Source organism: Parafrankia sp. Ea1.12, from assembly GCF_900465275.1.
In the GTDB taxonomy this organism is placed as follows: domain Bacteria; phylum Actinomycetota; class Actinomycetes; order Frankiales; family Frankiaceae; genus Parafrankia; species Parafrankia soli.
On record NZ_UBIZ01000089.1, the window covers coordinates 1 to 12,269 of the forward strand.

Here is a 12,269-nt window from a genome sequence, read left to right on the forward strand (position 1 = left end):
GGCCCGCCCTGACGCCGACGAGCTGATCTACACGGTGGACGGCGCCATCGCGACGATCACCCTCAACCGGCCGCAGGTGAAGAACGCGTTCACCCTGACCATGATCGACCGTTGGGCGGAGGCGCTGCGGTCCGCGGCCGCCGACCCCCGGGTGCGGGTCGTCGTCGTGACCGGCGCCGGCGGCGCCTTCTGCTCGGGGATCGACCTGGCGGTGCTGGGCGGCATCGAGCCCACACCGATCGCGCGCCGGCGGATGCTCACCGAGGGCGTCCACAAGGTGGCCCGCGCCGTCCTCGACCTGGAGAAGCCGCTCATCGCGGCGATCAGCGGGGTGGCCGTCGGCGCCGGGCTCGACATGGCGCTGATGTGCGACCTGCGGTTCGCGGGGCGCTCGGCGCGACTGGCCGAGGGCTACATCAAGATCGGCCTGGTTCCCGGCGATGGCGGGTGCTACCTGCTTCCCCGCCTGGTCGGACCGGCCAAGGCGCTGGAACTGCTGCTGACCGGCGACACGGTGGACGGCGTCGAGGCCGAGCGGATCGGCATGGTGAACCGGGTCTACGAGGACGACGAGCTCCTCGACGCGACCTACGCGTTCGCCGGGCGGCTCGCCGGCATGTCCCCCATCTCCGCCGCCATGATCAAGAAGACCGTCTACCAGTCGCAGACCATGGACCTGCGCGCCAGCCTCGACATGATCGCCTCGCACATGGCGATCGTGCAGTCCACCGAGGACTACGCCGAGGCACGGGCAGCGTTCACCGAGCGGCGGACCCCCGACTTCACGGGGCGCTGATCACCCGCAGGTGCAGCTCGCGGGCGGTGAGGGCCCGGCGCAGGTCGTCGGCGGCGTCGACGACCACGCGGGAGAGCACCTGGCCGACGTCGCCGCGGCTCAACATCTCCTGAGCCGCGGCAAGCGTCCAGGCCTCGACCGCGTAACGGGGAAAGGCGGCGGCGGCCACCTGCCGGACGGCATGCGGGGAGCGGGCCGACGCCAGCGTGGGCATGTCGGCGAAGTACCGGTCGACGTAGCCGGCGGTGAGCTCGGCCTGCTCCGGTCGCCAGAAGCCCTGGGCCGTCGCCGCCACCAGCCGTACCGAGGTGGCGCGGTCCTCGGTGACGGCCTGCCACGCCCGGGCCTTGGCCGCCGGCTCGCCGATCGCCGCCCTGCTCCGCGCGGCATGCTCGGCGGCCCGGGTGCTGCGGTCGCGGTCCAGCTCGGCGGCGATCTCGGCCTCCCCGGCGGCGTCCAGGACGACCAGCCGGTCGAGCACCAGCCAGCGCAGGTCCGGGTCGACGACGAGGCCGTCGGGGACGCCACGGCCGGTGAGCCAGCCGCGCAGCTCGTCCACCTCGGACGTCCCCGCGCACCGCACCAGGCCGCGGGCCGCCGCCAGCAGCAGGCCGGACGTCCCGGCGGCACCCGCGATGACGCGGCGGCAGGCGCCGGCGAGCGCGGCACGGGCGGCGGGTTGGTCCCGTTCGGGCAGGAAGACGTCGACGACGGTCGCGGCGGCGAAGCGCAGCGCGTCCTCGAAGACGGCGACCGAGCGTTCGGCGGGCAGCGCCCGCGCGGCGAGCGCCAGGTAGTCTGCCGCGGGCCATTCGGCGTCCCGGGTGGCGTCCGCGACGGCCGCCCACACGACAGCGCGGGCGAGCGGGTCGCCCAGCTCAGCCAGGACGGCGCCGAGGCCGGGCAGCTCCCCCGCGACGAATCTGATCTTGGCGTACGTGAGGTCCCCGTCGTTGAGCAGCAGCAGCCGGCCGGGACGGGTGCCGGCGAGCTCGGGCACCGGCGTGCGCCCGCCGGCCGGCGACGACGGAAGATCGACGAGGACACGTCGCACGAGCGTCACCGGGCCGGGAGCGCCGTCCGGGGCGTTGTCCGGGTCGCTGTCGTACACGCCGATGCCGACGCGGTGCGGTCGCTCGGCGGGATGGTCCGCCGGGGCGGTCCGCGTGATCTCGACGGAGACGTAGGCACCGCTGTCGTCGAGGATCACTTCGGGACGCAGCGTGTCGACCTGCGCGCGGCGCAGCCACGCCGCGGACCACGCCGTGAGGTCCTTCCCACTGGCCCGCGCCAGCGCCGTCAGCAGGTTGTCCAGGGTGGCGTTGCCGAAGGCGTGCGCGGTGAAGTAGGCCCGCAGCCCGGCCAGGAACGCGTCGTCGCCCACCCATTCGACGAGCTGACGCAGCGCGGAGGCGCCCTTCGCGTAGGAGATCCCGTCGAAGTTGAGCAGCGCCCGTGCGGTGTCGGCGACGTCGTCGGGGGCCACCGGGTGGGTGGACGGCCGCTGGTCGGCCGCGTAGCCCCAGCTCTTGCGGCCCACCGCGAAGCTCGTCCAGGCGTCGGTGAAGCGGGTCGCCGCGGCCGTCACCCGGGTGCCCAGGTACTCGGCGAACGACTCGTTGAGCCACAGGTCGTCCCACCAGCGCATGGTCACGAGGTCGCCGAACCACATGTGCGCCATCTCGTGGGCGATCACGACGGCGCGCCGCTCGCGCTCGGCCTCGGTGACCGCGGAGCGGAACACCAGTTCGTCGCGGAAGACGACCAGGCCCGGGTTCTCCATCGCGCCCATGTTGAACTCGGGCACGAACGCCTGGTCGTACTTCCCGAACGGGTACCGGATGCCGAAAAGCTCGTGGTAGTGGTCGAGGCAGCCGGTGGTGATCTCGAAGATCTCGGCCGCCTGGGCGTCCAGGTACGGCGCGAGCGACCGCCGACACACCAGCCCCAGCGCCACCCCGTCGTGGGTCCCGCTCCACACCTGGTACGGCCCGGCGACGAGAGAGACCACATAGGTAGACAGAGGGGCGGTGGGCGCGAACTCCCAGCGCCCCGGGCCGACCCGGGTGCCGGCGCCGTTCCCCCGCACCTCCCAGGACGGCGGGGAGGTCACCGCCAGGCTCAGCGGCGCCTTGAGGTCGGGCTGGTCGAAGCAGGCGAAGATCCGCGCGGCGTCGTCGAGGAAGGACTGCGCGTAGAGGTAGACCTCGCCGTCCTCGGCGTCGGTGAACCGGTGCAGCCCCTCACCGGTGTTCGTGCACTCCATGGTCGCCCGCACCTCGAGGGTGTTGTCGGCGAGCAGGTCGGGCAGCGCGAGCCGGCCCCCGGCGACGGCACCCGGGCCGAGGTCGCGCCCGTTGAGCCGGGCAAGCTCGACCCCGATCGCCTTGAGCTCGGCGAACGTGGCCGCGCCGGGTTGCCGGCACGAGAACGAGACCGTGGTGGTCGAGGTGAACCGCGGGCCGGACGAGGTCCCGGTCAGGTCCAGGTCGACGTGGTACGAGTGGACCTGGACGAGCGCGGCTCGGGCCACGGCCTCGGCTTGGCTCAGCGGTTGCATCTGCCCGACGGTAGTGCCCGGCCCGCCCCACCGCGCCTGTCGGGTTCCGCGCGCGCCCTCGACCGCACCCGTCCCGTCCGGAACCGGCCCAGGGCCGCGCCGCTCAGGACCACACCGGCAAAATCGGACCAATGACGAGCAGCGCCGCCCAGCGCGACGACGCCCCCGGGCACCGGCCTCCGCGCGGGACGTCCCCCGCCCAGGTCACGCTCGACGAACTCACCCGCCCCGGAGGCGAGGTGCTCACCGACCGCAAGGGCCGGCTGGTCGTCCGGCACGGTGATCTCGTCGTCAAGACACACATGGCCGAGGAGGAGCTCCAGCCGCTGCTCGCGCGGCTGCGGCTGGCCGCTGATCCACGGCTCGGCGACATACTGCTGTCTCCCCTGCGCATCCGGGGCGGCCACGGCGGCCTGCTCGCCCCGGTCGGCGGCCGTCTCGTCAGCGCCTGGCCGGCCGGGAGGGCGCTGCGCGTCGACGAGGTGGAGGCCCGCGTCGAGGACGCGCCATGGACGGCGGCCGCCGCGCTGCTCGCCCGCCTGCACGCCACGGACCTGACCGCGCTCGCCCCGGCGCACGTCCCGGCGGCCGGCGTCTGTACCCGCCTGCGGCGCTCGCTGGACCGCATGGAAGCCGCCGTGGCCCGCGCCACCCGGGCTGGCGCCGCCTCGGGCGCGTCGGTGCGCGAGATCGAGCGGCTGGCGGACGAAGTCCGGCGGGCCTACCCGACGCTGCCGTCCTGGCTCGGGCGGACGCCGGCCCGCCCGGGTACGGCGCCGGCCCTCATCCACGGCGACTGGCATCTCGGCCAGGTCGTCCGGGTGGCCTCCGCTCCGGCCAGCGCCGCGGACGCCGGATGGCGCATCGTGGACGTCGATGACCTGGGCTGGGGGGATCCCGCCTGGGATCTGGCCCGTCCGGCGGCCTGGTTCGCCGCGGGCATCCTGCCCGCCGAGGTCTGGGGAACCTTCCTCGGCGCCTACCGGGAGGCCGGCGGCCCGGCGGCGGGCCCCGACGGCGATCCGTGGGAGGCCCTGGACGGCCCGGCGCGGGCGGTGGCCGTGCAGTACGCGGCCGGTGCCGTCACCGACCTCGCCACTGACGGCACCCCGTTCGACGAGGGCGCCGACGCTTTCGTGGCCTGCGCCCGCCGGATGTGGTCGGGACACTGACAGCCACGAACGTGGTCAGGACACTGACAGCCGCGAAAAGTACGGACCGACACGACCCGCCCGGTAGGCTGCTGCCGTGAGTTACCAGACCATGGTGTGTCCGAAGTGTCACGGATCCATGCGGACCTACAACCGCAACGGCGTCCAGATCGAGCAGTGCGACAACTGCCGCGGGATCTTCCTCGACTACGGCGAGCTCGAGGCGCTCACCCGCCTGGAGTCGCAGTGGGCGCAGCCGGCGCAGCCGCCTCCGCCGATGGCGCCCGGCGGCCACTACGCCCCGCCGGCCTGGGGCTCGCACGGCCACGGCCACGGCCACGGGTACGGCCACGGCCGCCTCACCCGGATGTTGTTCTCCTCCTGACGGTCTCCCCCGACTGACGGTCTCCCCACGACGGCCGGCGGCTGAACGCGGACGCCTACCTCCCGCCACCAGCGGGTATCGCCTCCAGGGACTCCCGTAAGGCGGCCCAGGGAGGCAGCAATGCCCGCGACGGCCCGGTATCCGCGCGACCTGTCCGCCGGCTCGCCGACGGTCGACCCGCTCCACACCGAGCAGTGCGGCGCGGTCGTGGCCGGGCTGATGTCGGTCGCCCGGCACCGGCTCGGGATGGAGCTGGCCGTCATCACCCGCCGGGTGGCCGACGTCCTGGTCGTCGAGCACTATGACGGCGACATCGAGTCGTTCGGCATCGCCGTGGGCACGACCGCCAGCTACGAGCGGACGCGGGCCGCACTCGAGGGACGTCTGCCGCAGGTCGTCCGCTACGCCGGGCGGGACGGGCGCACCGCGGACCCGGCGCTGGCCCGACGGGTCGGCATCGGCAGCTATGTCGTGGCCCCGGTGCTGCTGCCCGACGGCTCCGTGTACGGCTCGCTGGCGTGCATGAGCCACAACCCGGACCCGGCGCTGCGCGACCGCGACGCGTCGTTCCTGGCTCTGATCGCCGACGCGCTGTCGAACTGCGTCTCCGACCACCGTGGCGACTGGCGCGAGCGGGACCGCGTCTGGCGCCGGATCAGCCAGCTGATCGACGACGGCGGGCCGGCGATGGTCTTCCAGCCGATCTACGACCGGGCGACGCTCGACATCGCCGGTGTGGAGGCCCTCTCCCGCTGCCCCGGCACCGGCACCGCCGGCTCGGACGAGTCGTCCCCGCAGCGGTGGTTCACCGACGCGGCGTCCGTCGGGCTGGGCGTCGAGCTGGAGGTCGCGGCGATCCGCAACGCGCTCGCGGCGCTGCCATGGCTGCCCGCCGGGCTGCCGCTGTCCGTGAACGCGTCACCGGCCGCCATCGTGTCGGGCGCGCTGATCGACCTGCTCGCCACCATCCCGCCGGAGCGGGTGATCATCGAGGTGACCGAACACAGCCGCATCGACGACTACCCGACGGTCATGCTCGCGCTCGACGCCCTGCGCGGCCGCGGGGTGCGCGCCGCGCTCGACGACGTGGGCGCCGGCTACGCGGGCCTGCACCAGCTGCTACAGCTCAGGCCGGACATCATCAAGATGGACCAGAGCATCATCCGGAAGATCGGGGAGGACGCCCCGGCCTGCCGGGCGCTGGTCACCGCGCTCGTGTGTTTCGCGGAGGACATCGGCGCGACCGTGCTCGCCGAGGGCGTGGAGACGTCCAGGGAGCTGGAGGTCCTCGGCGAGGCCGGGGTCCATCAGGTCCAGGGCTTCCTGCTGGCCCGCCCGGGCATGCTCGCGTCCGGCCCACCGCCTGGGACGAGCGGCACGCGGACCATCCCGACACCGACAGGTACCCGAACACTCACACAACGTGAGCTTGCTGGCTACCGGAACGCGTGGCCGCCGGGGTAGACCACGCCAGAGGGCACACGTCACCGCCGGCTCCGCTACCGTGCGGTCCGTGGCAGGTCGATCTCATGGCTGACCCCGGGAACACAGACATCACCCACCAGGAGGCCGGCGGCCCGGTGGTCACCGTGGTCGGCATCGGCGACGACGGCTGGGACGGCCTCACCCGGACCGCCCGCGACGAACTGTCACGGGCCGAGGTCATCATGGGCTCCGAACGGCAGCTCGGCCTGCTCCCCGCCGCGGTCCGCGCCCGCCAGGTGCGCTGGCCGTCGCCACTGGTGCCCGCACTGGCGAAGCTGGTCGACGCGCACGCCGGCACGCGGGTCTGCGCGCTGGCCAGCGGCGACCCGATGTTCTTCGGCCTGGGAACAACCCTCGTCCGGGAGCTGGGCGCCGCCCGCGTCCGGGTGCTCCCCCATCCGTCATCGGTCTCCCTCGCCTGCGCCCGCCTGGGCTGGGCGCTGGACACGACCGAGATCGTCAGCCTGGTCGCCCGTCCCCTGGCCGCGGTGCACCCGGCGCTCACCGCCGGCCGGCGGCTGCTCGTCCTGAGCGCGGACCGCCGGACGCCCGCGCAACTGTGCCGGCTGCTCACCGACCGCGGCTTCGGTGGGAGCACGGTCACGATCTTCGAGCACCTGGGCGGCTCGGCGGAACGCCGCCGGGACACCCGGGCAAGCGCCCTCGGCGGCGCCCGCTCCGAGACCCGCTCCGAGGCGCGCGTCGACGAGGGCGCCGCGACCTCGGCCGACAGCTCGGACGCCGGCCCCGACTCCACCGCCGACCTCAACCTGGTCGCGCTGGAGCTGACCGCCGGGCCGGAGACCCGCCACCTCCCCCGAATCCCGGGGCTGCCCGACGACGTCTTCGAGCACGACGGCCAGCTCACCAAGCGGGAGATCCGCGCCGTCACCCTCGCCCGGCTGGCGCCGGCCCCCGGCGAGCTGCTGTGGGACGTCGGCGCCGGCTGCGGCAGCATCTCCATCGAGTGGATGCGGGCCCACCCTGCCTGCCGGGCCGTCGCCGTCGAGCCCCACGCCGACCGCGTCCGCATGATCGGCCGAAACGCCGAGGCGCTCGGCGTGCCGGCACTGCGGGTCGTCGCGGCGACCGCCCCCGCCGCCCTCGACGACCTGGCCGACGAGACCGGCGTCCCCGACGCGGTGTTCATCGGCGGCGGGCTGACCGCGCCGGACACGATCACCCGCAGCTGGGAGGCGCTGCGCCCCGGCGGCCGCCTGGTCGCCAACGCGGTCACCATCGAATCCGAGGTCATCCTGGCGAAGTGGCACGCCCGGCACGGCGGGGATCTCATCCGGCTGGCGGTGAGCCGTGCGTCACCCGTCGGCGGCTTCGCCGGCTGGCGCCCGATGATGCCTGTCACCCAGTGGGCGGCGACCCGTCCCCACGATCAGTAGGGCTCCATATCCGTAGGGCCCCGGACGCACGGCGGGCTGTGTCACGGCCAGCCCGCCCCTGGCACGTCGACCTGGGTGACGAGCACCTGCCCGGAGCCCGGGGAGACCATCTCGGCTTCGGTCATGCCCCGCCATTCGGCGGCCACCATGAACAGCTCCGTCCCGTCGGGACCGCCGAGCGCGCAGGCGAAGCAGCCACGGTCCAGCTCGACGGTCCGCAGCACCGTGCCGCCCTCGGCGACCCGCACACACCGTTGGTTGGGCACGTCGGCGTACCAGACCGCGTTCTGCGCGTCGACGCAGATGCCGTCCGGGGCACCTACGCCGAGGTCGGCCCAGACCCGGCGGTTGGACAGCCCGCCGTCGGCGCCGATGTCGAAGGCCAACAGGCAGTGGCGGTACGAGTCCGCGACGATCAGGGTCGCGTTGTCGGAGGTCACCGCCATCCCGTTGGGGAAGGCGACGTTGTCGGCCACCTGGCGCACCGAGCCGTCCACCGTGACGACAACGACGGAGCCGGGCCCGAACGACTCCCCGCCCACCGGGTCGAAACCGACCTGGTTGACGTAGGCGTTGCCTCGCCCGTCCACCACGATGTCGTTCCAGCCGACCCCACCAAGGTCGGCGTGGGTGACGAGGGCCCCGTCAGGCTCCCGCCGCAGCAGCAGTCCGGCCGCGGACGAGACGATCAGCAGCCGGCCGTCCGGCAGCCAGGCGGTGCACAGCGGCAGCGACTTCACCCGCGCGACCACCTCGCTTCCGCCGGCGAGATCGACGGCGACGATCTCGCCCGCCGACCAGTCCGAGAGGTACAACCGCTCACCATGCCAGCGCGGCGATTCGACCAGGCCACGCCCGGTGAGCAACGTCCGTATCTCGTTCACGGTGCTCCTCTGCTGCCAGCACGGTGCCGGCTGCTCACACGGGCCAACGCAGAACGCGGGGCCCCTCTGGACGCTCGTAGTCGATCAGCACGTCGACGCGCGTTCCCCGGGCGCGGCGGAAGCCTGGTAAAGCGCCTGGCCGGGCAGGTAGCGCGCCTCGTAGCGTTCACGGACCGCGTCGGGTGAACCAAACAGGGCGACGTCGCGGCGCAGCGCACGGCGCAGCGATTCGACAGGGCTGATCTGAAGGAACACGCTGAGATCCCGATAATCGCGCAGCTCGCCCCGGAGGAGGAAGACACCGTCGACGATGAGCACCGCATCGCTCGCCGCCTCGCGTCGTCTTGCCGGCCGCGTCCGGACCGTCGATCGCGACACTCAGCACTCGGTCCGGGCATGTGCCCACCATCAGCTCGACGAGCGCACGCACGACGCAGTCGCGAGTCGAACCCACACCAGGATCGACGATCATGCGACGTGACAGTAGCAGCACCCCGCCGGAGATCACGATCGCCGCGCTACGGCCGAGGACGTACGGATCCACCGAACGCGGGGCGGATGGAATCCCTGCTCATCCGCCGAGCCGCGGCCGCGCTGCGATGCAGGGCCTGCCGGCGGGGCGAATGCGCAGGGGTGGCAACGGCGGTTTCAGCAGTGGAACAGCCGGGTCCCCTTTTCGACCTGAAAGATCGACAGCGAACGAGGGGCCGTCAACATCGTTGACTATCTTGTCCCAGGGATGCGCGAGTTCCTGACTGGCCGATTTCCGACTGGCGCAGGAACTACCACAATCCTGCTCCCGGGCACCGACCTCCCGCATTAACGTCCTTCCACGTGACCAGCCAGATCCGTGAAATCCTGTCGCCGGCGACAGCCTCAGCGTTCCCCGCACTTTCCCAGCTACGGCCCACGCTGGTGGGCACGGCCGACTTCGTCCGTATCGTCGACGAGGTGCAACGCCTGGAGGGCTACCGGCTGGTCGGCGTGTTCGAACGGGGCCAGCCGAGTGCGCCGGCCGTCGCCGGCTTCCGAGTCCGCCACTCCCTGTCCGCCGGCCGATTCCTCTACGTCGACGACCTTTCCACGATCGCGAGCGCCCGACGGCAGGGATACGCCAGACGTCTACTCGACTGGCTCCTCGACGAGGCGCGACAGCTCGAGTGCGCGCAGGTACACCTGGACTCCGGCGTCGGACTCGACCGGGCCGACGCGCACCGGCTGTACCTCAACACCGGCATGACCATCACCGCACACCACTTCGCCGTCCCGCTCCGCCTCGCAACATAACGCCGCGAGATCCACACCACTCCCCCGACGCACGCAACTTTGGAGCTTCCAGAGGATCACCCGGGTGGGCCACTGACGCACATGGCACAGGTATTTTCATGATCCGAAGGCTTGGGGCGCAGTAGCGTCGCGGGCGTGGCCCCCTCTCCGACTGCCCGGTTACGGTTCCGTCAGATGGAGCCAGCAGGTGCCCGCACTTCCCGGCGCAGTACACAACCACCGTGGACGCGGTCAAAATGGTAGCCTCGCGCCGGCCACGTTCAGACATCGGCGAGAGACTATTGCAGAGTCGCCCGAGCCCCCGTCTGTCCGAAAACGGCTGGCTGCCCGATCGCTGGCCGGAGGGAGAATGCACAGCCCAGGACAGGAGCCTCGACGCGAGGCTGAACGATCTTGCCGAGTTCGAGCTGCGTCCCGCCGGTGTAACGCTTCAGGATCAGGGCGTCAGCTACGGCTGCACCGACAGCACCAACATCCCGTATGCCTCGCGCCTGTACTCCGCGGGCACGGTCGACGAGGTAACGGACTTCTACCGCCGCGCCGTGCCCGCGGCGGGCTGGAAGCTGGAGCACGCCGACGAGATCAACCCCGGTCAACGTGTTTACTTCGGGGCACGGCTGTGCTTTTCCCGGTCGATCGAAGGTGTCATCGTGTTTCTGTCCGTGGGGTTTCCGGGCAGCCTCGACGAAGGGCCAGAAGATATTCTCGGCCCAGATCCCCGCGACTTCGACCTATTTGCGTTGGCGGACCCGGAACACACCTCCAGGGGCCGCTAAAGATGCCCGTGCCCGTGCCCGTGCGATGGTGGCAGGAGCCACGGCGTGCTGTTCCAGCCACATGCGCCACCAGGACTCCTGTCCGCCCGCGCGACCCTGGACGCCGAGCTGGATCGCCACCTGGGCCAGGCGGGGCCGCGGTGACGGACACGCTGCACGTCGGGTACTGCGCCACCCCCGTCACGGGATGTAGCACCACCTGCCAGGAGTGGTCGACATCCTGTATCCGCCGGTACGCGGGGACGCGACTCGAAGGCGCCGGGGTCGATCGCGGCGGATGACGGCCGGATACGACGGCTGCCCGGGTCAGATGCGAATGTTCTGCGGGATACTCCGCCGGTGACTCGGACAACGAGTGATCAGAGCGACGAAAGCGACCGCGCGGGCAGGACGCCCTCCGGCGGACAAGGCGCCAGCCCCGCCCCAGCCGGGACCGTCACCGGCCAGGATCCGGCCTCGTCCGGAACTGGTCGCTGGGGGATGACGATTCCGCTGGCCGATGCGCCCCTGACGGACCTGCCCGCACTGTGCGGGCGACTGGCGGACGCCGGCTACACCGACGTCTGGTCGTCCGAGGCAACCACGACGGACGGGATCGTTCCGCTGGCGCTCGCCGCCGGCGAACCACGGCTGCGGCTCGGCAGCGCGATCGTGTCGGCCTACACCCGCGGCCCGGCGCTGCTCGCCCAGACCGCGGCGACAATGGCCGCCGCCGCGCCGGGCCGGTTCGTCCTCGGACTCGGCACGTCGTCGGATGTGATCGTTTCGAACTGGAACTCCATCCCGTTCAGCCGCCCGTACCAGCGGATGCTGGACACCGTCCGGTTCCTGCGCCGGGCCTTCGCCGGCGAGAAGATCAGCGAGGAGTTCCCGTCCTTCACGGTCCGCGGCTTCCGGCTCGGCGTCGTACCGTCCGCCCCGCCGAAGATCATGGTCGCCGCACTGCGACCTCGGATGCTCGAGTTCGCCGGTCGCGAGGCGGACGGAGTGATCCTTAACTGGCTTTCGCCGGCCGACTGCGACACCGTCCTGCCGCACGTGCGTGAACACAACTCTGACGCCGAGGTGGTCGCCCGGATCTTCGTGTACGTGCACGACGACCCGGCAGCCGCCCGCCCTCTGCTCAGGAAGATGATCGCCGCCTACCTGACGGTGCCGGTGTACCGGGAGTTCCACCTGTGGCTCGGCCGCCAGGCGGCGCTGGAGGGCATGTGGAGCGCGTGGGCGGCCGGCGATCGCAAGGCCGCCCTGGCCGCGATCCCGGACGAGGTCGTGGACGAGCTGATCGTGCACGGGACGGTCGAGCAGTGCCGGGCCGGCCTGCGACGGTACGTCGAACACGGGGTGACCACCCCGGTCCTCTCGATCGTGAACGGCGGCCCCAACCCGATGGACCTCGCGTCCGCGCTCGCCGCGGACTAAGAGCGTGTCTTGTGTGGCGGCTCCGGGTACATATCTGATCATGGATGTGATGGAGAGCAGCCTCGCTCTGCGGCTGGTCCCGGACGATCTGTGGGAGCTGGTGGAACCGCTGCTGCCCCGGTTCGA

11 protein-coding genes are annotated in these 12,269 nt (G+C 72.2%); 8 read left to right on the top strand and 3 right to left on the bottom strand.

The window, feature by feature from the left end:
- The coding region (locus tag FMEAI12_RS01380; RefSeq protein ID WP_235013580.1) for an enoyl-CoA hydratase/isomerase family protein at window positions 1-796 on the top strand (796 nt) is incomplete at its 5' end.
- Here FMEAI12_RS01380 and pepN read toward each other — a convergent pair.
- Entirely contained in the window at window positions 783-3,356 is a 2,574-nt protein-coding gene (gene pepN / locus FMEAI12_RS01385) for an aminopeptidase N (protein WP_112104700.1), read from the bottom strand. The genes FMEAI12_RS01380 and pepN overlap by 14 nt on opposite strands.
- Window positions 3,357-3,487: 131 nt before the next feature.
- Here pepN and FMEAI12_RS01390 point away from each other — a divergent pair, with 131 nt between their 5' ends.
- From FMEAI12_RS01390 to cbiE, 4 genes are all read left to right on the top strand, one after another.
- Window positions 3,488-4,528, top strand: a complete 1,041-nt coding sequence (locus FMEAI12_RS01390; RefSeq protein ID WP_235013581.1) for a phosphotransferase — start codon at window positions 3,488-3,490, stop codon at window positions 4,526-4,528.
- A 91-nt stretch (window positions 4,529-4,619) separates the two neighbouring features.
- Window positions 4,620-4,892, top strand: a complete 273-nt coding sequence (locus FMEAI12_RS01395) for a zf-TFIIB domain-containing protein (protein ID WP_112104707.1) — start codon at window positions 4,620-4,622, stop codon at window positions 4,890-4,892.
- A 120-nt stretch (window positions 4,893-5,012) separates the two neighbouring features.
- Window positions 5,013-6,356: an EAL domain-containing protein gene (locus FMEAI12_RS01400; protein WP_112104701.1), complete on the top strand. Its 1,344-nt coding sequence runs from the start codon at window positions 5,013-5,015 to the stop codon at window positions 6,354-6,356.
- Window positions 6,357-6,421: 65 nt separating this feature from the next.
- The gene (cbiE, locus tag FMEAI12_RS01405) at window positions 6,422-7,774 is read left to right on the top strand and encodes a precorrin-6y C5,15-methyltransferase (decarboxylating) subunit CbiE (RefSeq protein WP_112104702.1); all 1,353 of its coding nucleotides are present in this window, start codon (window positions 6,422-6,424) and stop codon (window positions 7,772-7,774) included.
- A gap of 41 nt (window positions 7,775-7,815) precedes the next feature.
- On the opposite strand, the gene FMEAI12_RS01410 is transcribed toward cbiE, so the two are convergent.
- A complete protein-coding gene (locus FMEAI12_RS01410) occupies window positions 7,816-8,658 on the bottom strand; it encodes an SMP-30/gluconolactonase/LRE family protein (protein ID WP_112104703.1) in 843 nt (280 codons plus the stop codon).
- Window positions 8,659-8,742: 84 nt separating this feature from the next.
- A complete protein-coding gene (locus tag FMEAI12_RS37640) occupies window positions 8,743-8,976 on the bottom strand; it encodes a hypothetical protein (RefSeq protein WP_235013583.1) in 234 nt (77 codons plus the stop codon).
- Window positions 8,977-9,492: 516 nt separating this feature from the next.
- On the opposite strand from FMEAI12_RS37640, the gene FMEAI12_RS01420 reads away from it, so the two are divergent.
- The 3 genes from FMEAI12_RS01420 to FMEAI12_RS01430 all read left to right on the top strand — a co-directional run bounded on the left by FMEAI12_RS01420 (window position 9,493) and on the right by FMEAI12_RS01430 (window position 12,143).
- Complete coding sequence (locus FMEAI12_RS01420) at window positions 9,493-9,945, top strand: N-acetyltransferase (RefSeq protein WP_112104704.1); 453 nt, start codon at window positions 9,493-9,495, stop codon at window positions 9,943-9,945.
- 221 nt (window positions 9,946-10,166) lie between these two features.
- Window positions 10,167-10,721, top strand: a complete 555-nt coding sequence (locus tag FMEAI12_RS01425; protein ID WP_235013584.1) for a hypothetical protein — start codon at window positions 10,167-10,169, stop codon at window positions 10,719-10,721.
- Between the two features lie 480 nt (window positions 10,722-11,201).
- Window positions 11,202-12,143: an LLM class F420-dependent oxidoreductase gene (locus FMEAI12_RS01430; protein ID WP_112104705.1), complete on the top strand. Its 942-nt coding sequence runs from the start codon at window positions 11,202-11,204 to the stop codon at window positions 12,141-12,143.
- Window positions 12,144-12,269 lie beyond the last annotated feature (126 nt).

Coding starts and splice junctions, on each gene's coding strand:
- pepN (WP_112104700.1), bottom strand. CDS start 3,356: ATGCAACCGCTGAGCCAAGCCGAGGCCGTGGCCCGAGCCGCGCTCGTC.
- FMEAI12_RS01390 (WP_235013581.1), top strand. CDS start 3,488: ATGACGAGCAGCGCCGCCCAGCGCGACGACGCCCCCGGGCACCGGCCT.
- cbiE (WP_112104702.1), top strand. CDS start 6,422: ATGGCTGACCCCGGGAACACAGACATCACCCACCAGGAGGCCGGCGGC.
- FMEAI12_RS01400 (WP_112104701.1), top strand. CDS start 5,013: ATGCCCGCGACGGCCCGGTATCCGCGCGACCTGTCCGCCGGCTCGCCG.
- FMEAI12_RS01430 (WP_112104705.1), top strand. CDS start 11,202: ATGACGATTCCGCTGGCCGATGCGCCCCTGACGGACCTGCCCGCACTG.
- FMEAI12_RS01395 (WP_112104707.1), top strand. CDS start 4,620: ATGGTGTGTCCGAAGTGTCACGGATCCATGCGGACCTACAACCGCAAC.